Below are 25634 nucleotides of genomic sequence, written 5' to 3'. Positions count from 1 at the left end.
GGCGTACGGCCCGCGCCCTCCCGCCTCGGCCGGTGCGAGCCGTACGGGGACGGATCATTTGAAGGCCGGCATGACCTCGGCGGCGAAGAACCGCATGACCTTCTTCATCTTCTCCAGTGGCATCGGCCTGGTGCTGCCGAAGTCACAGAGCAGGTTGGCGAATCCGGCGTCCCGCAGCAGCCGGATCTGGCCGATCACCCGCTCGGGGTCGCCGATGACCTCCAGCTGCTCCCAGCGGAAGTCGTTGGAGACCGAGCCGCCCTTGAGGTAGCGGTCCTGGTAGTACTCGAAGCCCTGTGCGGCCTTGCCGGTCCTGGGGTCGATCGGGGCGCTCTTCTCGTTGAAGATCCGGCTTCGGTCGAACCCCGCCTCGAACCTGGCCTGGTCCTCGCGGGCCGCCTCCGCCGTGGCGGCGACGTAGACGCTGCGCGCGACCACCAGCTCGTGCCTGGTCACGTCGTGCCCGGCCAGTTCCGCGGTCGTCCGCCAGGTCTCCGCCGCCTTGACCACCTTGCGGAACGGCGCCGCCGGGTCGGCCAGGATGGGCAGGCCGCGCTCGGCGTACATGGTCACGGTCTCCGGGGACACGGCGGCCACATGGATCGGCGGGGACGGGGTCTGGAGCGGCCGGGGGACGAGTTCGACCTCGGTGCCGGTCCGGTAGAACTTGCCCTCGTGCCGGAAGGCGGGGCTGCCCCAGAGGCCGAGGACGACCTCCAGCGCCTCGTTGAACCGGTCGCGGGCCTCGGCCAGGTCGATGCCGAAGCCCTCGAACTCGAAGCTCTGGTAGCCGCGCCCGATGCCCAGCTCCAGCCGCCCGCCGGAGAGCACGTCCACCATGGCCGCCTCCTCGGCGACGTGGATCGGGTTGTGCAGCGGCAGCACCACGATGCCGGTGCCCAGCCGGAGCCGCTCGGTGCGCGCGGCCATGTTGGCCAGCATGGTGAACAGGTTCGGGACCACTCCGTAGTCGCGGAAGTGGTGCTCGGCCAGCCGTACGCCGTGGAAGCCCAGCTCCTCGGCCAGCTCGACCAGTTCGAGATGGTAGTCGTAGACATCCTTGAAGCTCTGGCCGTCGAACCGGTGGAAGAGATGGAAGGTCGAGAACTTCATCGGCTTGTCCCCTGGCGGTCGTCTCCGGCTGTCCCGTTCCGCGGTCTCGGTCGCGGCAGGCCGCGCGAAACCAAGCGCTCGCTTGGGAAGCGTACCAGTTCTCCGCCTCCGGGGAAGTGCCGCGCCCGCCAGGAAACGACGGCCACGGGGTCGGGTAGTTTTCCGGGGTGACTGTCCTTCTGCCCGGTGTGGCGCTCACCGACCACGTGTTCACCGTTCCCCTCGACCACGCCGACCCCGGTGGCGAGACGATCGAGGTCTTCGCCCGGGAGGCGGTGGACCCGGCCAGGCGGCGGGATGACCTGCCGTGGCTGCTCTTCCTGCAGGGCGGTCCCGGCGGCAAGTCGCCGCGCCCGACCGCCGCGGAGGGGTGGCTGGGGCAGGCGCTGAAGACCCATCGCGTCCTCCTGCTCGACCAGCGGGGGACCGGCCGCAGCACCCCCGTCACCGCGAAGACGGTGCGCGGCACGGACGCCGAGCTCGCCGCCCGCCTCGGGCACTTCCGCGCCGACTCGATCGTGGCCGACGCCGAGCTGATCCGGCGAGAGCTCGCCGGTGACCGGCCGTGGGAGACCCTCGGCCAGAGCTACGGTGGCTTCATCACGCTGACCTACCTCTCGCTGGCCCCCGAGGGCCTGGCGACCTGCTACGTGACCGGCGGCCTGGCCGGGCTCGACGCCACCGCCGACGACGTCTACTCCCGCACCTACCCGCGGGTCCTGGACAAGGTGCGCCGCTACTTCGCCCGTTACCCGCAGGACTCGGGCCGCCTGGACGCGATAGCCGCCCACCTGCGCCTGCACGAGGTCTCGCTCCCCGACGGCGACGTGCTGACCGTACGCCGCCTGCAGACCCTCGGCATGTGCCTGGGGATGAGCGACGGCGCCGAATACCTGCACTGGTTGCTGGAGGAGGCCTGGACCGGCGGCAGGCTCTCCGACCTCTTCCGGTACGAGGTCATGATGGCCACCGGTTTCGTCGGCAACCCGCTCTACGCGGTCCTGCACGAGTCGATCTACGCCCAGGGCGCCGCCACGGACTGGGCCGCGCACCGGCTGCTGCCCGAGGAGTTCCACGAGGACGCGGGACCGACGCTCCCCACCGGGGAGATGATCTACCCCTGGATGTTCGACGAGATCGCCGCGCTCCGCCCCTTCAGGGGCGCCGCCGAGATCCTCGCCACCGTCTCCGGCTGGCCCGCCCTCTACGACCCGGCCCGGCTGGCCGCCAACCGGGTCCCGGTGGTCGCCGCCGTCTACTACGACGACATGTACGTCGATGAGGGGCTGTCCATGCGCACCGCGCGCGCGGTGGGCAACGTGCGGACCTGGGTGACCAACGAGTGGGAGCACGACGGCGTCCGGGTCTCCGGCGGCAAGGTCCTCGCCCGCCTGATGGACATCGCGGGCGGCGTCCACGGCTCCTGAGGCCCGGCGACCCCGGCGCCCGGCGGTGCCGGATCAGGCCGGGACGGACGTCTCGGTGACGGGGAGGCGCACCTGGAAGCGGGTGTCGCCGGGCTTCGACTCCACGCGCAGGTCGCCGCCGTGACGACCGGCGACGATGCGGAAGGAGATGTCCAGGCCGAGCCCGGTGCCCTCGCCCACCGACTTCGTGGTGAAGAACGGCTCGAAGATCCGCTCGCGCAGGGCCTCGGGGACGCCGGGGCCGGTGTCGCAGATCTCGATCAGCGCGATCGTGTCGTGTTCGAGGCGGGTGCGGACGGTCAGGACACCGCTGCCGGTCATCGCGTCCAGCGCGTTGTGGATCAGGTTGGTCCACACCTGGTTGAGTTCCCCCGCGTAGGCGGGGATGGGCGGCAGCCCGGGGTCGTAGTCGGTGGCGATGGTGATCCCCGGCGGGATCTTGCCGCGGAACATGGTGAGGGTGCTGTCGAGCAGCTCCCGCACGTCCACCGTCTGGTAGGGCGCCCGGTCCATCTGGGAGTACTGCTTGGCGGAGGCGATCAGCGAGGAGATCCGCTCGGTCGCGTCCGTCACCTCGTTCAGCATCTGGGAGATCTCGGTGGCCTCCGACAGCCAGTGCATCGCCGCGTCCAGGTGCCGGTCGCCGATCGCCTCACGGACGGCGTCGAGCCTGCCGACCTCGAACCCGGCCGCCACCAGCGCCGGCGCGATCTCCCAGGCGTCCGAGACCCCGGCCTCCTCCAGCGCCTCGGACAGCTCGTCCTCGGCGTCGGAGGTCTCCAGCGGCGAGCGGGGCGGCGCCTTCGAGGTGCTGTCGGCGCACGCCTCCTGCAGGTCGACCAACTCGCGCAGCCGCTCGGGCTCGATGCCCTCCTCCGCCAGTGCGGCCAGCCGCCTGCGCGAACTCCGTACCTTCACCCGCAGGTCGTCCACGGCCCGTACCGCCGCCGCGGCCGGGTTGTTGAGCTCGTGGGTGAGCCCGGCGGTGATCGTGCCGAGCGCGGTCAGCCGCTGCCGCCGGTCGATGAGCTCCCGCTGCGCCAGCCCGCCCAGGCGGGCCCCGTCCAGCAGATGCACCGCCATCGGGAACCACTCGGCCATGATCATGCCGTACTTCCTGGCCGGGAGCATGAACATGCGGGTCGGTTTGGTGGCGCGCAGCGAGTGGGCGTAGGTGGCCGGGGCGCGGTCGCCCAGGTAGGCCAGGACCGCGCCGGCGTAGACGCCGGGCTGCGAGGTCGGGGTCATCGTGACCGGTCCGGCGGGGGTCTCGGTGACCATCATCACCTCGCCGTCGATGAGCACGGCGAAGCAGTCGGCCGGATCACCCTGCCTGACGATCGGCTCGCCCGCTCCGTACTCCTCCTCGGTCCCGTGTTCGGCGAGCCAGCGGAGCTTGTCCTCGTCGAGCCTCTCGAAGAGGAACAGCCCGCGGAGCACATCCGTGTCGATCATGTGACCTCCTTGCCGATCAGGTCTTCTCCAGGTAGCGGTGGACGAGGGCCACGGCCATCGCGCCCTCGCCGACCGCGGAGGCGACCCGCTTGATCGAGTCGGCCCGGACGTCGCCGGCGGCGAACACCCCGGGAACGTTCGTCTCCAGGTGGTACGGCTCCCGCCGGAGCGGCCAGTTGCGCGGCCTGCTCTCGTCGGCGGTCAGGTCGGGGCCGGTCAGCACGAAGCCCCTGGCGTCGCGCTCGACGGTCTCGCCGAGCCAGTCGGTGAACGGCTCGGCGCCGATGAAGACGAACAGCCACTCGGCCCCGACCGTGCGCTCGCCGTCCGGGCCCTTCAGCGTGATCCGCTCCAGGTGCCCCTCGCCCTCGGCGCCGACCACCTCGGTCTCGGTGAGCACCTCGATGTTCGGGATCTGCGAGATCTGCTCGATCAGGTAGTGCGACATGGTCCGCTCCAGCCCGTCGCCCCTGACGACCAGGTGGACCTTGCTGGCGTACCCCGACAGGTAGACCGCGCCCTGCCCGGCGGAGTTGGCGGCGCCGACGATGTAGACCTCGCGGTCGGCGCACTCGGGTGCCTCGGTCACGGCCGCGCCGTAGTAGCAGCCGGAGCCGATGAAGTCGTCGAGGCCGGGGGCGTCGAGCCGCCGGTAGGAGACGCCGGTGGCCAGGATGACGGTGTGCGCCGCGATCGTGCCGCCGTCGGCGAAGCCGACCACCCGGGCCTGCCCCTTGACCTCAAGGCTGGTGACCGTGCGGGCGGTGAGCAGCTCGGCGCCGAATTTCAGGGCCTGGCGCCTGGCCCGGTCGGCGAGTTGCGCGCCGGAGACGCCGTCGGGAAAGCCCAGGTAGTTCTCGATCCTGGAGCTCTGGCCCGCCTGCCCGCCCGAGGCGTGCTGCTCGACCATCACCGTGCGCAGTCCCTCGGAGGCGCCGTAGACCGCGGCGCCCAGCCCGCCGGGGCCGCCCCCGATCACGATCAGGTCGTAGAAGTCGGTGGCCGGCGCGGTGGACAGCCCGACGGCCTGGGCCAGCTCGGACAGGCTCGGCGCGCTGAGTTTCGCGCCGTCGCCGGTGACGACCAGCGGCACCCTGGCCGGACCCGTGTCGGCCTTCTCCCCGGCCGCCGCGAGCAGCTCGGCGCCCTCGGGGGAGTCGTCCAGCATCCAGCGGTAGGGCACCTGGTTGCGCGACAGGAAGTCCCTGACCTCGTACGAGGGAGCCGACCAGCGCGCGCCCACCACCCGCAGCTCGTCGGACTCGCGCCGGTCGGTGCGCTGCCAGGCGTCGAGCTGGGCGTCCAGCACCGGGTAGAACTTCTCCTCCGGCGGATCCCACGGCTTGAGCAGGTAGTGGTCGAGGTCGACCACGTTGATCGCCTGGATCGCGGCCTCGGTGTCGGCGTAGGCGGTCAGCAGCACGCGGCGGGCGTACGGGTACAGGTCCATGGCCTGTTCCAGGAACTCCACGCCGTTCATCTGGGGCATCCGGTAGTCGGCGAGAATCGCCGCGACGTCGTCGCCGCGGAGCCGAAGTTCGCGGACGCTCTCGATGCCCTGGGCAGCGGTGTCGGCCCGGACGATCCGGTAGGAATGGCCATAGCGGCGCCGCAGGTCGCGCGCGACGGAGCGGGATACCCCCGGATCGTCGTCGACCGTCATGATGACCGGTTTATCCATCTGCTGTCTTCCCCCAAGATAGCGGCCCTCGATATGGGGATAATCCCTCCGAAGGATGTCATATTCGTGTTAAAGCAACCGTCCATCGGGCGTGGAATCGGGAGCGCCGGGCATCCCGGCGGCGTGTAGCAGCGCGGTGGCGCAGCCGTGTCCGGTGAGGAAGCGCCTGAGCTCGGGGTCGCCGGCACAGAGCTCGCGCATGTTCTCGTGACCGATCCGGTCGGCGATGATCTGCAGGGCGATGTCCTGCCTGACGTACTGGACGGCCATCGCGACGACGGCCGGGTCCTCGGTGTAGACGCCCCACACGGTGCCGCCGGAGAAGCCGCCGACCAGGGTCTCCCGCCGGTCGCCGGTGACGACCAGCAGCCGGTGGTCCTGGCCCGCCTGCCCCTCCTGCTCCTCGGCGGTCGCGCACGGGGAGGGGAAACGGTGCTCGTAGAAGCCGCCGACCGGCTTCCGCGCCGATCCGAAGTGCACCACCGCGGTCTCGACCCCGCGCTCGACGGCCCGCCCGACCAGCGGGGAGAGCCGCTCCATCTCCTCGGGCCAGATCGACAGGAACAGGTCGGTGCGCGCCTCGGCCACCACGTCCTCGGCCCGCGCGAGCAGTGCCTCCGAGCCCTTGAGGCTGTGGATCAGGTGGGCCCTGGGGGACGCCACGATCACGGGCAGCGAGACCTCCAGCGACTCGATCGAGTCGTCGAACTCCCGGCGCATGCGTTCCAGCAGGGAGCGCGGTGGCAGCGGCAGGTAGTCGACGGTGTCGTCGGCGCCACGCAACTCGTAGGCCGCGCTCTTGGCCACCAGCTTGCCCAGGGTCGCGTAGACCATGCTGCGTGGCACGCCTGAACGCTTGGCGACCTCGTAGCCGTTGAGAGGCTTGCCGGCACCGACCAGGGTGACGTACGCCTTGGCCTCGTAGCCCGACATCCCCAAACGCTGTAATTGCTCCACTACGTCCTGCATCGCAGTTATGGTACGGCGCAAGCTACCCCTTTAGCGCTGTCCTAAAGCAGCTGTTTCGTGGGATTTTCGTCACGCACCCGGGTTGGCGGCCATCGGGTTTACCCGGCCGGTGAATCGCCTCCCCGTTTGTGGTTCCCACGTTCGAGACGGTCGCGGGCTTGGCGCCCGCCTGTACCGGCAGGGCGGGGCGAGAGGCCGTTCCCGCCGGGGTGGTAGGGGCGCGGAACCGGACGACGGACCGACCCGAGGGGCGGTATGCCGACATTTTGCTTTTATTTGGGGTTTGATATTTCGGTCCACCGGCGCCGGCCACCGTGCGGTCGCCGCCGGGGAAAGCGGAAGGCCGCGGACGCCCCCGGCAGGACGTTCGCGGCCTTCGCGTTCTTCGGTCGGGATCAGACCTGCTCGGCCTTCTCCAGAGCGGAACAGCAGGTGTTCACGATGAGGCGGGTCACCAGGTAAGGGTCGACGTTGGCGTTCGGACGCCGGTCCTCGATGTAGCCCTTCTTCTCCACCTCGACCTGCCAGGGGATGCGGACCGAGGCGCCGCGGTCGGAGACGCCGTAGCTGAACTCGTTCCAGGGGGCGGTCTCGTGGAGGCCGGTGAGACGGTCCTCGATGCCGGCGCCGTAGTACTTGACGTGCTCCAGGGCGTTCGCCGCGAGGGCCTCGCAGGCGGTGATGATCGGGTCGTAGCCCTCGCGCATCGCCTTGGTGGAGAAGTTGGTGTGCGCGCCCGCGCCGTTCCAGTCACCCTTCACCGGCTTGGCGTCCAGGGTGGCGGCGATGTTGAAGTCCTCGGCGGTGCGGTAGAGCAGCCAGCGGGCGATCCACATGTGGTCGGAGACCTCCAGGGGACCGGCCGGGCCGATCTGGAACTCCCACTGTCCGGGCATGACCTCGGCGTTGATGCCGGAGATGGCCAGGCCCGCCTCGATGCAGTAGTCGAGGTGCTTCTCGACGATCTCGCGGCCGAAGACCTCGTCGGCGCCGACGCCGCAGTAGTAACCACCCTGCGGAGCGGGGAAACCGCCGAGCGGGAAGCCGAGCGGACGACCCTCCTTGAAGAAGGTGTACTCCTGCTCGATGCCGAACCACGACTCCTGGGCGGCGTACCTCTCCGCGACCTCGGCGAGGGCCGCGCGGGTGTTGCTGGCGTGCGGGGTCATATCGGGGTTGAGCACCTCGCACAGCACCAGCACGTTGCCGCCGCCGCGGATCGGGTCCGGGCAGGTGAACACCGGCTTGAGCACGCGGTCCGAGGAGGAACCGTCGGCCTGGTTGGTGCTGGATCCGTCGAAGCCCCAGATCGGGAGTTCGGCACCGTCCGCCATGACCTTGGTCTTTGAGCGGAGCTTGGCGGTCGGCTCGGTACCGTCGATCCAGATGTATTCGGCCTTGAAGGTCATCGGCGGAGTCCTTGAGGGTGGAGGTGTCTGCTGCCACCAAAGACTCGCAAGTCGCGATTTCGCAGCTGTTGCCCGTATGTGAACAGAGTGTTACCCGGCTTCATCCGGGCAGGCAGCGGCCGCCCCGAAAACCGCACATGCCGCTCTCTGCCCCTGTGAGCTGCCCTTTTGTCGGATGATCGGCGCGATGTGGCCGTCCACCGCGTGGGAGACGGCGTGCCGCGGAACGGCGGGCGGAGGTCGAGGGCGGCCGGCCCTTCGCCCCCGGGCCGGTCCGTCGTCCAGTTAACCGAGCAAGCGCTTGCCTAAGAGCGAGGGCCGCGTTACCGTGACGGGCGATGGCCGAGATCCGCCCGCGTCCACGACGTCCCGGCGGTCCACGGACGTCGTCCGCCGGGACGGATCGCGCCCCGTCTCGGCGGGCGACCCGATCTGTCAGGAGTCGGATGCGAGGTAGGGCGGCCGTCGCGGGCCTCGGGATGACGGCCCTGACGCGGGCCTCGGGCAGGACCGAGCTGGAACTCGCCGTCGAGGCGTCCCGCGCCGCGCTGGCCGACGCCGGCCTGGCGGCCGGGCAGGTCGACGCGGTCCTCAGCTACCACATGAACGACTCGGTCCCCGTGGTCGGTGTCGCGAGGGCACTGGGGATCGAAAGGCTGGGCTGGCACAACGACATCTCCGGCGGCGGCACCCAGGCGGCGTCCATCCTCGGCGACGCGGCGATGCTCATCGCCTGCGGCGTCGCGAGCAGCGTGCTGGTCTACCGGGCGCTGAACGGCCGCTCGGGCAGGCGCATGAACACCGTCTCCACCGGCCCGCAGGAGCGCTTCACGATCCCGTACGGCATGGCGGGACCGATCCCGATGTTCGCCCTGGCGGCGCAGCGCTACCTGCACGAGACCGGCCTGGGAGAGGAGCATCTGCACGCGGTGGTCGCCCAGTCGCGCGACAACGCCGCGGCCAACCCGCGTGCCCTGCGGCGCGATCCGCTCTCATTGGAGGAGTACCTGGCCAGGCCGTACGTCTGCGCACCGCTGCGGACCGTCGACTGCTGCCAGGAGACGGACGGCGCCTGTGCGCTGGTGATCCGTGACGCGCGGCTCGCCCCTGAGGCTCCCCGGATCCACGCCGTGGTCAGAGGAGGAGGGCCGGGCTGCTCGTCCATGGACCGTTCGCCCGACGTCACCGCGGTCTTCTCCGCCCATGTCGCGGCCCCCCTGTGGGAGACGTCGGGCATGCGGCCCCGGGACGTGGACGTCGCCCTGCTCTACGACGCCTACTCCTGGCTGGTGCCCCGGCAACTGGAGGACTTCGGCCTGGCCCGCCGGGCCGAGCTGGGCGAGTTCCTCCTCGCCCGCCGCCACGCCCGGGTCAATCCGCACGGCGGCCTGCTGTCGGAGGGGTACGTGCACGGGCTGAACAACGTGGCACAGGCGGTGAGGGAGCTCAGGGCGGGTCGCGAGACCGCGCTGGTGACCGGGTTCGGCGGCAGCTACGGCAGCGCGGCCCTGCTGGTCCGTCCCGGCTGAGGCCGCGACGCGCGCGGGGGGTGGGCGAGCGCCGGCCACGCCGGGGCGGCCACTCGGCGGGGCGCGGCGGGCGCGGGGCCGGACGGGCTCAGCTGGACTCGTCCCAGTCGTCCTCCCGAGACCTGGCGAGCTCGGCCTCCATCTCCTCCAGATCCCGCATGAACCCCTGGAACCCCCTCGGGCCCAGGCGGCGCCAGACGAGCAGCTGCAGGGAGCGCGTCTCCTCGTCCAGCGTCGGCTCCTCGTGGCGCGGCGCCCGCGTCTCCTGGGCCTGCCGGTCCGCGGCCTGGAGCTCCTCGACCGTGAAGCGGACTCCGTGCTCGCGTTCGAGCAGCCGGAGGTGCGGGTCGTTGCGCAGTCTCTGGTCCCGGGCGCGCCGGGCGCGCCGGGCGGCCAGCTCGTCGTGGACGTGCGCACCGGAAACCTGATGCGGCGTGTCGGCCGGACGTGGAGTCATCGTGGGGTTCGCCTCCGTCGGGCGGCTCCTTTTCTGGAACCTTTGCCATGAACGACGCTCGAAAGGCGGCGGAGGTTGTCGGAACTTCTCCACGGGCTCCGGAGCCACCGGTGTCACGCCCTCCACTATGCCCCCGATGGTCTTGACGTGGCCCCGAGTTGAGAATAATTTTCACCCAGATGATTCTTGATGAAAGGAATGCTTGTGGCCGCAGGTGCGCTCGGACGCATCCAGACCGAGACGCCCGCGCTGCCGGAGGCACTGCGCCGGGTGGGGGAGGCGATCCTGGCCGACCCCGCGGAGGCGGCACGATCCACGATCATCACGCTGGCCGAGCGGAGCGGCAGCTCGCCCGCCACGGTCACCCGTTTCTGCAGGGTGTTCGGTTTCGCGGGGTACGCCGGGCTACGGGTCGCGCTGGCCACCGAGACCGGCCGTGCGGCGCAGGCCAACTGGGACATGGGGGTGGGCCACGAGATCGGCCCCACCGACCCGCTCGACGCGGCGATCGGCGTGATGGCCGCCGCCGACTCGCGGCTCATCCAGGAGACCGCGGCCCAACTCGACGCGGGCACCGTCGCCAAGGTCGCCGAGGCCATCGTCGCGGCCCGCCGCGTCCTCATCTTCGGGGTCTCCACCAGCGGGGCGGTGGCCGGGATGATGGGCGGGCGGTTGCGCCGCATCCGGGTCCCCTGCTGGAGCCACGCCGACGCGCACGAGGCGCTCGCCGACGCGGCGCTGCTCGGCGAGGGCGACGTCGCCATCGGCATCTCCCACCAGGGCCGCACCCGCGAGGTGCTGGAGTCCCTCGGCGAGGCCGGGGACCGGGGCGCGCTGACCGTCGCGGTCACCTCCTTCGCCCGTTCCCCACTGGCGGAGTTGTCGGAGCTGGTGCTGACCACCGCCAGCCGCGAGACCACCTTCCGGCTGGGCGGCCTGGCCGCCGTCCACTCCCAGCTCTTCGTCCTCGACACCGTCTACGTCGCGGTCGCGCAGCGCACCTACGAGCAGACCAACGAGGCGTTCGAGCTGACGATCCGGGCTCTGGAGAGCCACCGCGTGGAGAGGAACTGAGTGTGGACATCAATATCGGGGCCGCCGAGTACGTCCATGAGGTGAAGGCCCTGGTGGACGAGGTCTCCCGGAGCCAGGAGAGCGCGGTACGGGACGCGGCCGCGTTGATGGTCACCTCCCTGCTCGACGGCGGAGTGATCCAGGCGTTCGGCTCCGGGCACTCCGAGGCGATCGCCATGGAGATCGCCGGGCGCGCGGGCGGCCTGGTGCCCAGCAACCGTCTGGCCCTGCGTGACGTCGTCCTGTACGGAGACGCCCCGGTCGGCACCCTCCTCGGCGCTCCCGGCGAGCTGGAGCGAGACCCGTCGGTCGCCCGGCGGATCTACGACCTGGCGCCCGTCCGGCCGCAGGACGTGTTCGTGCTGATCTCCAGCTCCGGGGTGAACGGCTCGGTGGTCGAGCTGGCCTCGATCGTCAAGGAGCGGGGGCACGGCCTGATCGCCCTGACCTCCGTACGGCACAGCACCGAGATGACCTCGCGCCACCCCTCGGGCCGCAAGCTGCTCGACCTCGCCGACGTGGTGCTCGACAACCGCGCCCCGTACGGCGACGCGGTACTCCCGCTCCCGGACGGCGGCACGTTCGGGGCGGTCTCCACGATCACCTCGGCGCTGCTGGCCCAGATGGTCGTGGCCGAGGTGGTGCGCACGCTCGTCGAGGCGGGCCACACTCCGCCGATCTACCGCTCCGCCAACGTGACCGGCGGAGACGAGCACAACCGTGTTCTCGAGAACCGCTACGCCGGAAGGATCCGGCGAGGTGCCTGACCACTGCCTGCCACTTCCAGGCCACCCCCAGGAGGAAGCATGACCCAGCTATCCAGGCGCGAGCTCCTGCGCAGCGCGGCCCTGGCCGGCCTCGCCCTGCCCGCCCTGTCCGCGTGCGCCACACCCGCGAGCAACGGCGGCGCCGCGTCCTCGGCACCCGCTCCCGGGGCCACCAGCGCGGCCAACCCGCTCGGCTTCGCCGAGGACAGGCCCCTGGAGATCTGGATCTTCGACGGCGGTTTCGGCGACGGCTACGCCAAGGACGTCCACGAGAAGCTGCTCCAGGCCAAGCACCCCAAACTGGAGATCAAGCACAACGCGACCAAGGAGATCGCCAAGACCCTCCAGCCGCGTTTCGCCGGCGGGAACCCGCCGGAGTTCATCAACAACTCCGGCGCCAACGCGATGGACTTCGGCGCCCTGGTCCAGGACGGTCAGCTCGCCGACCTCACGCCGCTGTACGACGCGCCCAGCTGGGACGACCCTGCGGTCAAGGTACGCGACACGATCGACCCGAACGCGATCGAGCTGGGCAAGTACGACGGCACGCCCTACGTCCTCAACTACGCCACCACCGTCTGGGGCATCTGGTACTCGCAGAAGCTCTTCGAGGCCGAGGGCTGGCAGGTCCCCAAGACCTGGGCCGACTTCCTGGCCCTGTGCGAGACCATCAAGAAGGCGGGCAAGATCGCGCCCTTCACCTACGCCGGCAAGCACCCCTTCTACATCTACGAGACCATCCTCACGCTCGCCGCGAAGATCGGCGGCAAGGACGTGCTGAAGAACATCGACAACCTCGAGGACGGCGCCTGGAAGGCCGAGCCGGTCAAGCAGGCCGCGACGGCCTTCGCCGAGCTCGGGTCGAAGTACCTGCTCCAGGGCACCGCGGGACTCGACCACGTGCAGACCCAGACGGCGCACAACAAGGGCCAGGTCGCCATGTTGCCCTGCGGCTCCTGGCTGGAGAACGAGCAGAAGGACTCCACCCCGGCCGACTTCGGCTACGCGATGTTCCCGCTGCCCGACTTCGGCTCCTCGGACGCCCTGCCGTACGGCACCCTGCACGCCCGGCCCGGCGAGGAGTACGTCGTCTCGGCGAAGTCGGCCAACCCCAACGCGGGCCTGGAGTACATGCGCGCCATGCTCTCCAAGGAGGGCGCGGGCAAGTTCATGGAGCTGGTCTCCACGCTCACCGTCGTCAAGGGCGCGGGGGAGGGCAACACGCTCAAGCCCGGTCTCAAGAGCGCCGCGGCCGCGCTGAACGCGGCCGGCGACAACGCCGTCTGGTTCCTGTTCCGCAAGTGGTACGTCGAGCTGCACGACGAGGTGGCCGCCGCGACCGGGCAGCTCATGGCCGGCAAGCTGACCGTCGACGCGTGGGCGGACCGGGCGCAGCAGAAGGCCGACGCGATCAAGAAGGACACCTCGGTGAAGAAGTTCAGCCGCTGACGTCCGCCCCCGTCCGACAGCGGGGGACGCCGGCACCGACCACCCCCTAGGCAGGAGATCGCGTTGAGGTCCACGGTTCACCGGCCCGCCCGGCGGCGCGCCGATCACCGAACGGCGAGTCGCTCATGAACCACGGCCGGACACGGTTCGTCGCGGGATTCCTGGTGATCCCGGTGGCCCTCTACGTGATCTACGTGATCGCGCCCTACGCGCAGGCCTTCTACATCGCGTTCACCGACTGGCGCGGGGTGAACGCGAGCCCGCGGCTGGTGGGCCTGGAGAACTTCCAGCGCCTCGGAGCCGACAACGTGTTCTGGAAGGCCGTCGGCCACAACCTCATCCTGCTGGTCCTGATGCCGATCCTGACCCTGGGGATCGCGCTCTTCTTCGCCTTCCTGCTCAACGCGGGCGGGCGGGGCGGCACCGGGGGCATCTGGGGGTCGAAGTTCTACCGGGTGGTGTTCTTCTTCCCCCAGGTGCTGGCCGTAGCCGTGGTCGCCGTACTGTTCCAGCAGGTCTTCAGGCCCGACCGCAGCGGGATGCTCAACGCGCCGCTCATCGCCCTGGGGTTCGAGCCGATCGGCTTCCTGTCGGACACCAGGGTCGCGTTCTGGTCGATCCTCGCCGTGCTGGTCTGGCAGGCCGTCGGCTTCTACGTCGTGCTCTTCTCCGCCGGCATCTCCTCCATCCCCCGCGACCTGTTCGAGGCGGCGGCGATCGACGGCGCGGGAGGGATACAGCTGTTCCTGCGGGTCACGCTGCCGCTGCTCTGGGACACCATCCAGGTCGGCTGGGTCTACCTCGGCATCGCCGCGCTGGACGTCTTCGCCATCGTGTGGGTGATGACGGCGGAGCACGGCGGTCCTGACCACTCCACGACCGTGATGGCGGCGGAGATCTACCGCACCGCCTTCCAGTACTTCAAGTTCGGCTACGCCTCCGCGATGGGCGTGGTGCTGTTCTTCTTCACCATCGGGTTCGCGACACTGGCCCTGCGCCTGTCGCGACGTGAGCGGATCGAGTTCTAGTGGCGGACGCCGTGATTCCCCGGAGCCGGGCCTGGGCCCGCGAGGAGCGCAGGAGGCGGCTCGGCCCCCTGTCGGCCCTGACGCACATCGCACTGCTGGTCTGGACGGTCCTGGTCGTCGTGCCGATCGTGTGGACCTTCCTCGCCTCGGTGAAGAGCGAGGACGAGATCTTCGGCGACGCCTGGTCGCTGCCTGCCTCCCTCCGCTTCGACAACTGGGCTCGTGCCTGGGAGCAGGCGCACATCGGCCAGTACATGATCAACAGCATCGTGGTGGTGGCCTTCGGCACCTTCGGCACCATGCTGTTCGGCTCGATGGCCGCGTACGTGCTGGCCCGCTACCGCTTTCGCGGCAACCGGGCGATCTATCTGCTGTTCGTCTCCGGCCTGGCCTTCCCGGTCTACCTGGCGCTGACCCCGCTGTTCTTCGTCGTGCAGAACATGGGGACGGTCCCGCTGATCGGCCGGTTCATCGGCCTGAACACGCACGGCGGGCTGGTGCTGGTGTACATCGCCTACTCGCTGCCCTTCACGGTCTTCTTCCTCGCCGCGTTCTTCAGGACGCTGCCGGGCGCGGTGGCCGAGGCGGCCTTCGTGGACGGGGCCTCGCACGCCCGGGTCTTCTTCCGGATCATGCTCCCGATGGCCAAGCCGGGCATCGTCAGCGTGACCATCTTCAACGTGCTCGGCCAGTGGAACCAGTACCAGCTGCCTCTGGTGCTGCTCACCTCGGACAGGGACAAATGGGTGCTCACCCAGGGCATCGCCGACATCTCCACGGCGGCCGGCTACGACGCCGACTGGTCGGCCCTGTTCGCCGCGCTGAGCATGGCCATCCTGCCGATGATGATCGTCTACACGCTCTTCCAGAGCCAGATCCAGAAGGGCCTCACCGCGGGCGCCCTCAAATAGCGCCCACCGGGGTCCCGGCGCCACTCCACCTCGACACTCTCGAATGACGAGAGTCGTCGTCAGCCATACGAGAACGCGGGCTCCCGAGTTCGTACCCGTATCCCATCCGAGAGATCGCGAACGGGCCGACGGTCACCGTGGGGGTTTGGAGGGAGATCGGCGGCGCGGTGGGACGCGAGTCAGCGCACCGGGAGGTTCTTCAGGGCCTCGCGGCGGCTCAGGCCGCTGATGCCGGTGTGGTCGACATAGCGGACGACCTCGTCGGGGTTGGTCTTGGCGTACTCGCGCAGGGCCCAGCCGATCGCCTTGCGGGCGAAGAAGTCGTTGTCCGACAGGCTCGGCTCGATGCAGGCGTACAGCAGGCCGGTGTCGGTGGCGGCCTTGAAGCGGTTCTGGGAGAGGATGGCCGTCCGGCGCTTCCACAGGTCGGTGCCGCGGGCCCAGCGGAGCACGAGGGGGCGCATGGTGTCGGGGAAGGCCGCGAGCAGGCCGCCGACGCGGTGGACGGCGAGATCGTCGACGTAGTCCCACCAGGCTCCGGTGACGATCATCTCCTCGTACATCGGCAGCGCGTCGAGCGTCTGGAAGCCCCGGTAGAGACGGAAGCCGGTCAGTTCGATCGCCGCGTAGCGCTCCTCGCGGTACTCGGCCCCGTGCCACAGGGCCAGCGTCGCCTCCCGCCAGGCGGGCGCCGTCTCCATGTAGTACTCGGTGAACACCCGCTTCAGCGCCGCGCGGCGAGGTGCGGCCTGCACCCCGAGGAAGGGCATCTCCGACTTCATGTAGGCCCGCATGACCGGGGCCTTGGCGGAGTCGGCCACCTCGGTGAGTGCCATGCGCACGGCCTTCTGCAGTATCTCCACGCTCGCCCACCACTTCCGTTCGCTTCGCGGACGGCTTGATTCTCACAGGCCGGGTCGCTCTCCGCGCGGGGTTCCGCTCACGCGTCAGGCCTTCTGGCTGCTCCGCTCGCCGGTCGCCAGGCCGTCGAACAGGACGGTGATGTAGTGCTCGGCGAGACCCGCGGTGTTGAGGCGTCCTCCCGGGCGGAACCAGCGCACCGCCACCCAGATGGTGTCGCGGATCATGCGATAGGTGAGCTTGGGATCGACGTCGGCGCGGAACAGGCCGGCGGCCTGGCCGAGCTTGATCTGCCCGACCCACATCCGCTCGACCTCGTCCTCGGCCTTGACCAGGTAGTCGAAGCGGTCACCGGGGAGCGACTGCAGGTAGTTCCAGTCGTTCTGCATGACGGTGATCGCCGCGCGGTGGGGCTCCAGAGTGCTGAACCCGATGCGCACCATCTCTGAGAGGATCGTGCGGGCGTCGCCGTCCTGCTCCAGGGCGGCGCGGTAGCGGCCGACGAGGTCGTCGAGGAAGGTGGTCAGCACCTCGTCGACGATCGTCTCCTTGGAGTCGAAGTGGTGGTAGAGGCTTCCGGAGAGGATGCCGGCCTCTTCGGCGATCTCCCGGACGGTGGTCGCCTGGAAGCCCTTGCGGGCGAAGAGTTCGGCGGCGAGTTTGACGAGATGGTCGCGGCGCTCTGACGCGGGGCCGGATGCGGCCGCGCGCTTGGTTCCGCCCTGGCGCTTGACCGGGGTCGTGGTCGCGCCGCCGGAGTTCTTTCGCGTGTTCACCCCACCATTATGAGCCCTTGCGCAATCGCTTGTTCACCGAAACGCGCCAGCTCATCCCGGCCCCTCTTTGTAACCAAGCGCTTGCTACCCTTGTCGTCAGGTGAAGACCGAAGGGATCAAGCAATGACCGAGGCATACATCGTCGGCGCGGTCCGTACCCCGGTGGGCCGCAGGAACGGCGGTCTCGCCGACGCGCACCCCGCCGACCTGGGCGCCCACGCCATCCGCGAACTCGTCGGGCGCACCGGCGTGGACCCCGAGGCCGTGGACGACGTCGTGTTCGGGTGCGTCGACACCGTCGGCCCGCAGGCCGGCGACATCGCCCGCACCTGCTGGCTGGCCGCCCATCTGCCCGAGGGGGTGCCCGGCGTCACCGTCGACCGCCAGTGCGGCTCCTCCCAGCAGGCACTCCACTTCGCCGCCCAGGCGGTGCTGTCGGGTACCGCCGACCTGATCGTCGCCGGCGGTGTGCAGAACATGAGCCGGGTCCCGATCGGCTATGCCATGACCGCCGGGCAGGCGCTTGGTTTCGACAGCCCGTTCGCGGGCTCCAAGGGCTGGCAGGCCCGGTACGGCGGACAGGAGGTGTCGCAGTTCCGAGGCGCCGAAATGATCGCCGAAAAATGGGATATATCGCGACTTGAGATGGAGGAGTTCGCGTACGAGTCCCACCGGCGGGCACTCGGCGCGATCGACGGGGGTCGCTTCGCCGCCGAGATCGTCCCTTACGAGGGCGTCTCCGTCGACGAGGGCCCGCGTCGTGACACCAGTCTGGAGCGGATGGCCGGGCTCAAGACCCTGGTCGAGGGGGGAAGGCTCACCGCCGCGCTCTCCTCGCAGATCTCCGACGGCGCGGCCGCGCTTCTCGTCGCCTCCGAGCGGGCGGTCAAGGCCCATGGGCTGACCCCGCGCGCCCGGATACACCACATCTCCGCCCGCGGCGACGACCCCGTCATGATGCTCTCCGCGCCGATCCCCGCCACCGCGTACGCCCTGCGCAGGGCGGGTATGACGATCGGCGACATCGACGCCGTCGAGATCAACGAGGCGTTCGCCCCCGTCGTGCTGGCCTGGCTGAAGGAGACCGGCGCCGACCCCGGCCGGGTCAATCCCAACGGCGGTGCCATCGCCCTCGGCCACCCGCTCGGCGCGACCGGCGCCCGGCTGATGACCTCGCTCCTGCACGAGCTGGAGCGGACCGGCGGCCGGTACGGGCTGCAGACGATGTGCGAGGGCGGCGGCCAGGCCAACGTCACGATCATCGAAAGGCTCTAGAGCCGGCGGTTCGTCAAGGCGGGGCGTAGCGGTCGAGGGGCCGCTGCGGTGCTGCGGAACAAGCGGTCACGCATGGAGTTCGCCGCTCGCCGGGGCAGTGGAGACGAGGGCGTGGAGCGCGGCCGAGTCGGCGGCGCCGAGCACGCGGTCGCCGATCGCGAGCACACCCTTCACCACCTCCGGCGGAGCCGTGGCGGCCATCCGCCGGACGAGCCCGGTCCGGGTCGGTCGGTCGAGGGACGGCAACATCAGTTCCAGGCTGATCATCTGGATCTCCGGCGTCATCTCGGCCATGAACGCCGCCCGTGCCGCCGCGATCTCCTCGTCGGTGCAGCGGGCCCAGATGCGTGGCATCACCACGGTCTCCTCCTCGTGCAGGTGCGGGAGGTAGGCCGCGGTGAACCTGGCCAGGTCGCGGTAGAAGGCGAGGCCGGCCACCGGATCGGGCTTGACGACGAGCGCGTCGAAGCTCTCGGCCAGGTAATGCTCCAGCTCCTCCAGGTCCGTGTGCTGCTCGGCGATCGCGTCGGTGGCCTGGTGCTCGTACGGGTCCAGGACGCGCAGGATGTGCCGGTCCTCGTGTTCGGTGTGCGAACGCAGCAGCGCCAGCAGGGGCTGCCAGCGCGCCGCCAACCGCTCGACGTCGTCGTCGTCGGCCCAGTCGGTGGCGCCCGCCAGCATCGTGACCTCGAACAGGCCCCGGCGCAGTGCCTTGTGAATGTGGGTGAACAGGTCGTCCCGTTCCATGTTCGGCTCCTTCAGATCGAATGCTGAAAAGGCTAGGAAGGGGCCGCCGGGCAGCGGTATCCCATAAACATGGGGGTGGTGAGGAGGCCATGTACGGGCGATCCTTTGAACATGGACCTGCACGAAGGGCTGCGCCGGATCGCGGTGCGGGGTGGTGACCTCACCGAGGTGCGCACGGAACTCGACCGGTTGTTGCGCCGGGTCGTCGGGTACGACATCGCGGCGATCTCGACGGTCGACCCGGCCACCCTGCTGTGGACGAGCTGCTTCGTCACCGGGATCGGGCACGAAGGCGGCGCGGACCGCGAGCGCATCATCTTCGATCTCGAGTTCCGCGACGCGGACCTCAACGGCTATACCCGGCTGGCCAACGCCGCCGTGCCCGTCGCGGGGTTGCACCAGGCCACCGGCGGCCGGCTCTCCGAGGCGGCGCGATATGAACCGCTGCTGCGTGAGCTCGGGATCTGCGACGAGGCCCGGGTGATGTTGCGGTCCCGCAACGGTTGCTGGGGGTCGCTGACGCTCTACCGGTGCACGCCGTCGCCGCCGTTCGGGGCGGCCGAGCTCGCGGCGTTGACCGGGGCGGTCTCCCCCATCGCGGACCTGTTCCGGCTGACCCTGCTCCGTGCCGCCCTGGACGTCGCCGAGGGCATCGAAGATCCTCCGGGGATGTTGCTCGTACGCTCCGGTGGCGAGGTCGAGACGCTCAGCACCCAGGCGCGCACGTGGCTGGAGGCCATCGACGATCGGGGTCGCATACCGAGTGTGGTCAGGTCCGTCGTGGCCGCCGCCCAGGCCGGGAACGGTCCGGCCACTGCCGCGCTGCCGGCCCGGGGCGGACGGTGGGTGGTGCTGCACGGCTCGCCGATCGAGGGGTCGGCGGACCGGGTGGCCCTCATCATCGAGGGTGCCCGTCCCGCCGTGCTCGGTCAGATCATCGCCAGGGCCTACGACCTGACCTCGCGCGAGCGTGAGGTGACGGCGTTGGCCGCGCAGGGGCGCAGCACCCGCCAGATGGCCGCCGCGCTCGGCATCTCGCCGTTCACGGTGCAGGACCATCTGAAGGCGGTCTTCGCCAAGACGGGAACCCACAGCCGGGGTGAGCTGGTGGCCTCACTGCATACCCGCCACTACGCTCCGCGCGTGGCGGCGGGGGCGGCTCCGAGCCCGTACGGCTGGTACCTCGATGACGAATGTTCCATCTAGTAGGACTTGGTTACTTACACCACGCGTCCGACGTCGCCGACGACCCCGGAGCCGTCGGCGAATCCGCGCTCCCCATGCGGGTTCTCGGCACACCGCCCCGGGTGAGTGGCCGGACCCTCGATTCGCTTTCCGTGCCACGCTCCTCACTCCTGGCTCCGGCCCGCGAGCCTTTACTCGAAGACCAATGGTCAGCCCACTAGCAATTAGGAAACTTTCCTATTAGATTTGCGCCAAGCCGCCGTGGGAGCGCTTTCCCCGGAGGTTCTGGACAACGTGGGGTCTGCGCGCCTTCGGCATGGGACGCCGGCCGGTCGTCAGGCGAGGAGTGGTGAATGAAGCGCGGCCCAGAGCTGCTCCGTCTGGCGGAGACCGTCGTCCTTCCCGGTTTCGAGGGCAAGACCCCGCCCGACTGGGTGCGGCGCCGACTCGGTGAAGGGCTGGCCGGGGTGGTGCTCTTCTCCAGGAACATCGCCACCCCCACCCAGGTCGCCGACCTCACCGCCGCGCTCCGCGAGGAGAACCCCCAGGTCCTCGTCGGCATCGACGAGGAGTCGGGCGAGGTCACCCGCCTGGAGGCGGCCGGCGGGAGCACCCGGCCGGGCAACTTCGCCCTCGGCGTGGTCGACGACACCGGCCTCACCGAGGAGATCGCCGCCGACCTCGGCCGTGACCTGGCCCTGGCGGGCGTCAACCTCAACTTCGCCCCCTCGGCGGATGTGAACTCCAACCCCGACAACCCGGTCATCGGCCTGCGCTCCTTCGGCGCGGACCCCGATCTCGTCGCCAGGCACACCGCGGCCTGGATCCGGGGCATGCAGTCGGCGGGCGTGGCGGCCTGCGCCAAGCACTTCCCCGGCCACGGCGACACCTCGGTCGACTCCCACCACGGCGTGCCGCTGGTCGCCGCCACCGCGGGGGAGCTGCGCGACGTGGCGCTGCGGCCCTTCCGCGCGGCCGTCGAGCAGGGGGTGCGCACGGTCATGACCGGCCACCTGCTCGTCTCCGCCCTGGACCCCGTGATGGCCGCCACGCTCAGCCGCCGGGTCCTGCACGACCTGCTCAGGGCCGAGCTGGGTTTCGAAGGCGTCATCGTCACCGACGGCATCGAGATGACCGCGGTCTCCGGCCCGTACGGCATCGGCGGCGCCTCCGCCCTCGCCGTCGCCGCGGGCGCCGACGCGATCTGCGTGGGCGGCGAGCACGCCGGAGAGGAGACCGCGATCGCGATCAGAAACGCGATCGCGGACGCCGTGATCGAGGGCAGGCTCCCCGAGGAACGGCTGGCCGACGCCGCCCGCCGCGTCCGCGAGCTCGCCCTCTGGACCGTGACCGCCCACCGGGACACGCCCGCGCGCGCCGCCTCCGGCGGCTCCGGCGACGCGTCGATCGGCCTGGCCGCGGCCCGGCGCGCGCTGCGGGTCACCCGCCGCTCCGCGACCGCGTCCTTCCCCCTGTCCGCCCCGCCGCACGTCGCCGAACTCGCCCCCGAGATGAACCTCGCCATCGAGAAGGACACCCCCTGGGGCGTCGGCGAGCCGCTCGGCAAGCTCCTCCCCGGCACCACGGTGACCCGGCTGGAGGCCTCCACCGCCACCGGGAGCGCCATCGAGGCCGTACTCGCCACCGCGGCCGGACGCCCCCTGGTCATCGTCGTCCGCGACGCGCACCGCCACCCCTGGCAGACCGACGCGCTCCGGCACCTGCTGGCCGCCCGCTCCGACGCCGTCGTGGTGGAGATGGGCCTGCCCGGACGCTCCGACCTCGGCGCCGTGCACGTCGCCACCCACGGATCCGCCCGCGTCTGCGGCCAGGCGGCCGCCGAACTCCTCGCCGGGGACGAGAGCGCGACCTGATCGGCGGCGCGTCCCGGCGTCGACGTACGGGGCGGGCGGCGCGGTGATTCTGTCGGGGCGGACTGCTTGAATCGCCGGATGGATGTGGCACGGTTGCTGGCGGACCAGCGGGAGATCAACGGGGTCGATCTGGCGAAGCTCTCGCTCGGCGATCACCTGGCCGACGAGGGGCCCTACGTCTTCAAGGAGTGCGACCTCACCGGCGCCGACTTCAGCGGGGCGTCGCTCGTGGGGGCCTCGTTCGAGGGATGCGCGCTGGAGCGGGCCGACTTCCGCCGTACGGATCTGGACGGGGCGCGTTTCTCCGGCGGCGGGGGAGCGGGGCTCAGGTTCGCGAACGCCGAGCTCGTCGACGCGGCCTTCACCGACGTCGACCTGTCCGGTGCGAACTTCGGGCGGGCACTGCTCACCGACGTCGTCTTCACCGGCTGCCGCATGATCGGCGCGGTGCTGACCGGCTGCCGGGGCATCGGCTACCGGTTCGACGGCTCCAACCTGATGCTGGCCGACCTGATCGGCTGCTCGTTCCGAGGCGCACACCTGCGGGGCACCCGCCTCGACGAGGCCAACCTGTCGAGCTGCGACTTCACCAACGCCGTGTTCGAGGACTGCCGCATGATCGGTGCCCGCACCGTCGACACGGTCTTCACCATGGCCGACCTGCGCGGCCTGGACCTCGGCGAGGTCGACGACACCCGGCTCCGCTCGCTGCGCGGAGCGATCATCAGCCCGTCCCAGGCCGCCCTGATCCTCGCCTCCCGAGGGCTGACCGTGAACTGACCCGATCCGGGCTCACTTCGGCGGGGGCACGCTCCTGCCCGACCGGTCCAGACGGTCCAAGCGGTCCAGTACGGCGTGCGCCTCCCACATGATCCGGCCGATCAGCTCCGCGCAGGACGGCAGGTCGTCGATCAGCCCGACGACCTGCCCGGAGGCCATGACGCCGAGGTCCGCGCGCCCGTCCACCATGGCGGCCCGCAGCAGCATCGGGGTGTTGGCCGCCTGGAGCACCTGGGCCCAGGTCAGGTCCCGGCCGTGCCGCATCCGGCGGCCCTCGCGGATCATCGCCGCCCACGACATGCCGGACAGCCGCTTGAACCTGGCCCCGTTGGCCACCGCGCGGAGCAGCCGCAGGCGCGAGCGTTCCAGCGAGTCGACGAACGGAGTGCGCAGCACGCGGTGCGGAACGCCGTCCACCCGCGTGGTGACCACCGTCTCGGCGGTGCCGAGGTAGACCTTCTTCACCTCGTCGCCGACCGTGGAGTCCGAGGTCAGCAGGAAACGGGTGCCCATCGCGACCCCGCAGGCGCCGTACGACAGGGCGGCGACCAGCCCGCGCCCGTCGCAGAACCCGCCCGCCGCGATCACCGGGATGTCCACCGCGTCCACGACCTGGGGGAGCAGCACGGTGGTGGGGACGGCCCCGGTGTGCCCGCCGCCCTCACCGCCCTGCACGATCACCGCGTCCACGCCCCAGGCGGCGACCTTCTCGGCGTGCCGGCGCGCGCCGACCGAGGGGATCGTCAGCACCCCGGCGTCCTTCAGCCGGGCGATCAGCTCGCGCTTGGGGGCCAGCGCGAACGACGCGACCCGTACGCCTTCGCGGATCATGACGTCGATCCGCTCGCGGGCGTCGTCGGCGTCGGAGCGGATGTTCACCCCGAAGGGCGCGTCGGTGCGCTCCTTGACCGACCGGATCGCGGCGGTCATCTGCTCGATGGGCATGGTGGCCGCCGCGATGACGCCCAGACCTCCGGCGGCGGAGGTGGCGGCGGCCAGCCGGGCCCCGGCCACGTAGCCCATGCCGGTCTGTACGACGGGATGGCGGCAGCCGACCATCTCGGTGAGCCGTGTCACCAGCCCCGGCGGCTCCTCCGCCGGTGCGGACGCGCCGGTCGCGGCTCCCGGCGGGCCCGGGACGGGGTGCGAGGTCATGAAGGTTCTCCTGGCGGGCGGCCGGAGCCGGGACGCGGGGGGCGAGGTCCCCGGTTCCGGCGGTGGGGAGGAGGTCAGGCGGGGATCTCGCGGTCGCGGAGTGAGCCGGGGTCGAGGACCTCGCGCAGGACGCGGAGTTCCTCGCCGGTCGGCTGCCGGGTCTCGGGGACGTCGCCGGTGACGACCAGCGGGAAGCCGGTCGCCGCCACGACCTCGTCCACGGTGACGCCCGGGTGGACCGAGGCCAGGCGCATCGAGTGGTCGGGGCTCTGGAAGTCCAGCACCGCCAGGTCGGTGACCACCCGGCGCAGGTCGTGGTGGCGGTGGGCGCTCGGCCCCGCCTCGGCCGCGCGGTCGTGGCCGACGCCGCTGACCATGTCCACCCGCGGTACGAACACCCGGGTCGAGTGGCGGGGGATCCAGTAGCTGGTCGGGCAGCACACGGTGTTGCCCGGCACCCCGCGCACACCCAGGAGCTGGGACCTGGGCCGGGACCAGTCGCCGATGCAGGAGATGTTGCTGTTGCCGTACCGGTCGATCTGACTGGCTCCCAGCATGACGTGCCGCCTGCCGTTGAGTACCAGCCACAGGTGGTCCCTGAACGGCAGCCATCCCTCGACGACCTGTGGGCTCTGTCCCAGCGGTGGTACGTCGCCGGTCAGCAGGCACACCCCGTCGTGCGTGACGAGGTCGGGTTCGAAGGTGAGCCGGGCCAGCCGGGCGGCCAGCACGGTGATCGCGCCGCCGATGCCCGCGGCCAGGATCTCCCCGTCCCCCCTGAACGCCTCGGCACAGGCGACGACGCACACCTCGGCCCGCGTGGCGACGGTCACCGTCATGACTCCTCCCGGAACCGGCGTACGGCTTCCTGGTAGGCGGCCTCGTCCCCGGACAGGTAGCGGCCGGTGAAGGCCCGCCACGTCTCGGGGCCGGTGGCGGCGCTCGCGTACGCCTTCTGGAACGCCTCGTCGCGGCCGTAGTCGGGCTCGCAGGTGGTGAAGTGGGCGCCGCCGGGGGTCTCCACCACACCGGTCACCATGGACCGGCTGATCAGCAGCGACTGGACCGGCCCCTCCTTGAGCAGGTCGGCGGTGTCCACCACGCGCTCGCAGGAGACGTAGCAGCGCTCGGCCGCCTTGGCGTAGAGGTCGTCGAAGTAGGGGTCGGGGCCGAGATACTGGGCGTTGCCGCGGGAGTCGGCCCGGTTGAGGTGGACGAGCGCGACGTCCAGGGTCAGCGCGGGGACGGCGACCAGCTCCTCGCCTCCGGCATAGGGCGACCGCACGGTCCGCAGTTCGGGGTTGACCCGCATCACATCCGAGCCGAGCCCGGCGCGGGTCGGCAGGAACGGCAGCCGGTGCGCCGCCGCGAGCAGGCCGAACATGAACATGCTCTCGTCGTACTCGGTGAACTCCACGGTCCCGGTCTGCCTGGCGGTCCGGAAGTGCGGTTCGAGGGGGATCGAGTCGAGCGACACGAACGGGGCGACCACCCGGGCGACCTTGCCGTACGCGCACAGCAGGCCGACGTCGGCCCCGCCGTACGAGACGACCGTCAGGTCCTCCAGGGAGGACCGGCAGATCGCCCGGACCAGTGCCATCGGCTTGCGACGCGACCCCCAGCCGCCGATCCCGATCGTCATGCCGCTGCGCAACGACCCGACGACCTCCTCGACCGACATCACTTTGCTCACCGGTCGCCCACCACCCCTT

Annotated in this window: 23 protein-coding genes; 11 read left to right on the top strand and 12 right to left on the bottom strand. The window is 70.7% G+C overall.

The window, feature by feature from the left end; genetic code table 11:
• Positions 1–54: 54 nt before the first annotated feature.
• The gene (locus tag AB0K21_RS11420; protein WP_364149350.1) at positions 55–1113 is read right to left on the bottom strand and encodes an LLM class flavin-dependent oxidoreductase; all 1059 of its coding nucleotides are present in this window, start codon (positions 1111–1113) and stop codon (positions 55–57) included.
• 167 nt (positions 1114–1280) lie between these two features.
• On the opposite strand from AB0K21_RS11420, the gene AB0K21_RS11415 reads away from it, so the two are divergent.
• A complete protein-coding gene (locus AB0K21_RS11415; protein WP_343980446.1) occupies positions 1281–2540 on the top strand; it encodes an alpha/beta fold hydrolase in 1260 nt (419 codons plus the stop codon).
• A gap of 33 nt (positions 2541–2573) precedes the next feature.
• Here the strand turns inward: AB0K21_RS11415 and AB0K21_RS11410 are convergent, their stop codons facing one another.
• From AB0K21_RS11410 to glnII, 4 genes are all read right to left on the bottom strand, one after another.
• Positions 2574–3995 carry an ATP-binding protein gene (locus tag AB0K21_RS11410; protein ID WP_343980449.1) on the bottom strand — a complete coding sequence of 474 codons (1422 nt, stop codon included), beginning with the start codon at positions 3993–3995 and terminating at the stop codon, positions 2574–2576.
• A gap of 16 nt (positions 3996–4011) precedes the next feature.
• Positions 4012–5676 carry an FAD-dependent oxidoreductase gene (locus AB0K21_RS11405; protein WP_364149347.1) on the bottom strand — a complete coding sequence of 555 codons (1665 nt, stop codon included), beginning with the start codon at positions 5674–5676 and terminating at the stop codon, positions 4012–4014.
• A 69-nt stretch (positions 5677–5745) separates the two neighbouring features.
• Positions 5746–6645, bottom strand: a complete 900-nt coding sequence (locus AB0K21_RS11400) for a helix-turn-helix domain-containing protein (protein WP_364149345.1) — start codon at positions 6643–6645, stop codon at positions 5746–5748.
• Positions 6646–7040: 395 nt separating this feature from the next.
• On the bottom strand, positions 7041–8054 hold the full coding sequence (gene glnII, locus AB0K21_RS11395) for a glutamine synthetase (RefSeq protein ID WP_343980458.1): 1014 nt from the start codon (positions 8052–8054) through the stop codon (positions 7041–7043).
• 446 nt (positions 8055–8500) lie between these two features.
• On the opposite strand from glnII, the gene AB0K21_RS11390 reads away from it, so the two are divergent.
• Positions 8501–9583: an acetyl-CoA acetyltransferase gene (locus tag AB0K21_RS11390; protein ID WP_364149342.1), complete on the top strand. Its 1083-nt coding sequence runs from the start codon at positions 8501–8503 to the stop codon at positions 9581–9583.
• 88 nt (positions 9584–9671) lie between these two features.
• Here the strand turns inward: AB0K21_RS11390 and AB0K21_RS11385 are convergent, their stop codons facing one another.
• Entirely contained in the window at positions 9672–10040 is a 369-nt protein-coding gene (locus AB0K21_RS11385) for a hypothetical protein (protein WP_343980463.1), read from the bottom strand.
• 189 nt (positions 10041–10229) lie between these two features.
• Between AB0K21_RS11385 and AB0K21_RS11380 the strand changes: the two genes are divergently transcribed.
• The 5 genes from AB0K21_RS11380 (at position 10230) to AB0K21_RS11360 (ending at position 15269) form a co-directional block, all read left to right on the top strand.
• Positions 10230–11114: a MurR/RpiR family transcriptional regulator gene (locus tag AB0K21_RS11380; RefSeq protein ID WP_343980466.1), complete on the top strand. Its 885-nt coding sequence runs from the start codon at positions 10230–10232 to the stop codon at positions 11112–11114.
• 2 nt (positions 11115–11116) lie between these two features.
• Positions 11117–11881, top strand: a complete 765-nt coding sequence (locus AB0K21_RS11375) for an SIS domain-containing protein (protein WP_343980469.1) — start codon at positions 11117–11119, stop codon at positions 11879–11881.
• Between the two features lie 39 nt (positions 11882–11920).
• On the top strand, positions 11921–13330 hold the full coding sequence (gene ngcE / locus AB0K21_RS11370) for an N-acetylglucosamine/diacetylchitobiose ABC transporter substrate-binding protein (RefSeq protein ID WP_364149339.1): 1410 nt from the start codon (positions 11921–11923) through the stop codon (positions 13328–13330).
• A gap of 125 nt (positions 13331–13455) precedes the next feature.
• Positions 13456–14358: a sugar ABC transporter permease gene (locus tag AB0K21_RS11365; RefSeq protein ID WP_343980474.1), complete on the top strand. Its 903-nt coding sequence runs from the start codon at positions 13456–13458 to the stop codon at positions 14356–14358.
• 11 nt (positions 14359–14369) lie between these two features.
• Positions 14370–15269 carry a carbohydrate ABC transporter permease gene (locus AB0K21_RS11360; RefSeq protein WP_343980477.1) on the top strand — a complete coding sequence of 300 codons (900 nt, stop codon included), beginning with the start codon at positions 14370–14372 and terminating at the stop codon, positions 15267–15269.
• Positions 15270–15448: 179 nt separating this feature from the next.
• On the opposite strand, the gene AB0K21_RS11355 is transcribed toward AB0K21_RS11360, so the two are convergent.
• Entirely contained in the window at positions 15449–16132 is a 684-nt protein-coding gene (locus tag AB0K21_RS11355; protein ID WP_343980481.1) for a DNA alkylation repair protein, read from the bottom strand.
• 84 nt (positions 16133–16216) lie between these two features.
• The gene (locus tag AB0K21_RS11350) at positions 16217–16906 is read right to left on the bottom strand and encodes a TetR/AcrR family transcriptional regulator (protein ID WP_343980484.1); all 690 of its coding nucleotides are present in this window, start codon (positions 16904–16906) and stop codon (positions 16217–16219) included.
• 123 nt (positions 16907–17029) lie between these two features.
• Between AB0K21_RS11350 and AB0K21_RS11345 the strand changes: the two genes are divergently transcribed.
• Positions 17030–18181: an acetyl-CoA C-acetyltransferase gene (locus tag AB0K21_RS11345; protein ID WP_364149336.1), complete on the top strand. Its 1152-nt coding sequence runs from the start codon at positions 17030–17032 to the stop codon at positions 18179–18181.
• A gap of 66 nt (positions 18182–18247) precedes the next feature.
• On the opposite strand, the gene AB0K21_RS11340 is transcribed toward AB0K21_RS11345, so the two are convergent.
• On the bottom strand, positions 18248–18928 hold the full coding sequence (locus tag AB0K21_RS11340; protein ID WP_364149334.1) for a hemerythrin domain-containing protein: 681 nt from the start codon (positions 18926–18928) through the stop codon (positions 18248–18250).
• A 111-nt stretch (positions 18929–19039) separates the two neighbouring features.
• On the opposite strand from AB0K21_RS11340, the gene AB0K21_RS11335 reads away from it, so the two are divergent.
• The 3 genes from AB0K21_RS11335 (at position 19040) to AB0K21_RS11325 (ending at position 22767) form a co-directional block, all read left to right on the top strand.
• Positions 19040–20134 (top strand): helix-turn-helix transcriptional regulator, encoded by a 1095-nt coding sequence (locus AB0K21_RS11335; protein WP_364149332.1) that lies wholly within the window; start codon positions 19040–19042, stop codon positions 20132–20134.
• Positions 20135–20466: 332 nt separating this feature from the next.
• Complete coding sequence (locus tag AB0K21_RS11330; RefSeq protein ID WP_364149330.1) at positions 20467–21987, top strand: glycoside hydrolase family 3 N-terminal domain-containing protein; 1521 nt, start codon at positions 20467–20469, stop codon at positions 21985–21987.
• Between the two features lie 78 nt (positions 21988–22065).
• Entirely contained in the window at positions 22066–22767 is a 702-nt protein-coding gene (locus tag AB0K21_RS11325; protein WP_343972237.1) for a pentapeptide repeat-containing protein, read from the top strand.
• Between the two features lie 12 nt (positions 22768–22779).
• Here AB0K21_RS11325 and AB0K21_RS11320 read toward each other — a convergent pair whose 3' ends face one another.
• The 3 genes from AB0K21_RS11320 to AB0K21_RS11310 all read right to left on the bottom strand — a co-directional run bounded on the left by AB0K21_RS11320 (position 22780) and on the right by AB0K21_RS11310 (position 25603).
• Positions 22780–23922: a nitronate monooxygenase gene (locus AB0K21_RS11320; RefSeq protein ID WP_343972234.1), complete on the bottom strand. Its 1143-nt coding sequence runs from the start codon at positions 23920–23922 to the stop codon at positions 22780–22782.
• A 74-nt stretch (positions 23923–23996) separates the two neighbouring features.
• The gene (locus tag AB0K21_RS11315) at positions 23997–24761 is read right to left on the bottom strand and encodes a CoA-transferase (RefSeq protein WP_343972231.1); all 765 of its coding nucleotides are present in this window, start codon (positions 24759–24761) and stop codon (positions 23997–23999) included.
• Positions 24758–25603, bottom strand: coding sequence for a CoA-transferase (locus AB0K21_RS11310; protein ID WP_364149420.1), 846 nt, complete (start codon positions 25601–25603; stop codon positions 24758–24760). Before AB0K21_RS11310 ends, AB0K21_RS11315 begins: the two co-directional genes overlap by 4 nt.
• Positions 25604–25634: the final 31 nt, after the last annotated feature.

The sequence above is a fragment of the Streptosporangium sp. NPDC049248 genome (genome assembly GCF_040678965.1).
Classification (GTDB): Bacteria; Actinomycetota; Actinomycetes; order Streptosporangiales; family Streptosporangiaceae; genus Streptosporangium; species Streptosporangium fukuiense.
The sequence above is the reverse complement of the archived record's forward strand: the minus strand, read 5'-3'. Positions and strand labels throughout refer to the sequence as shown.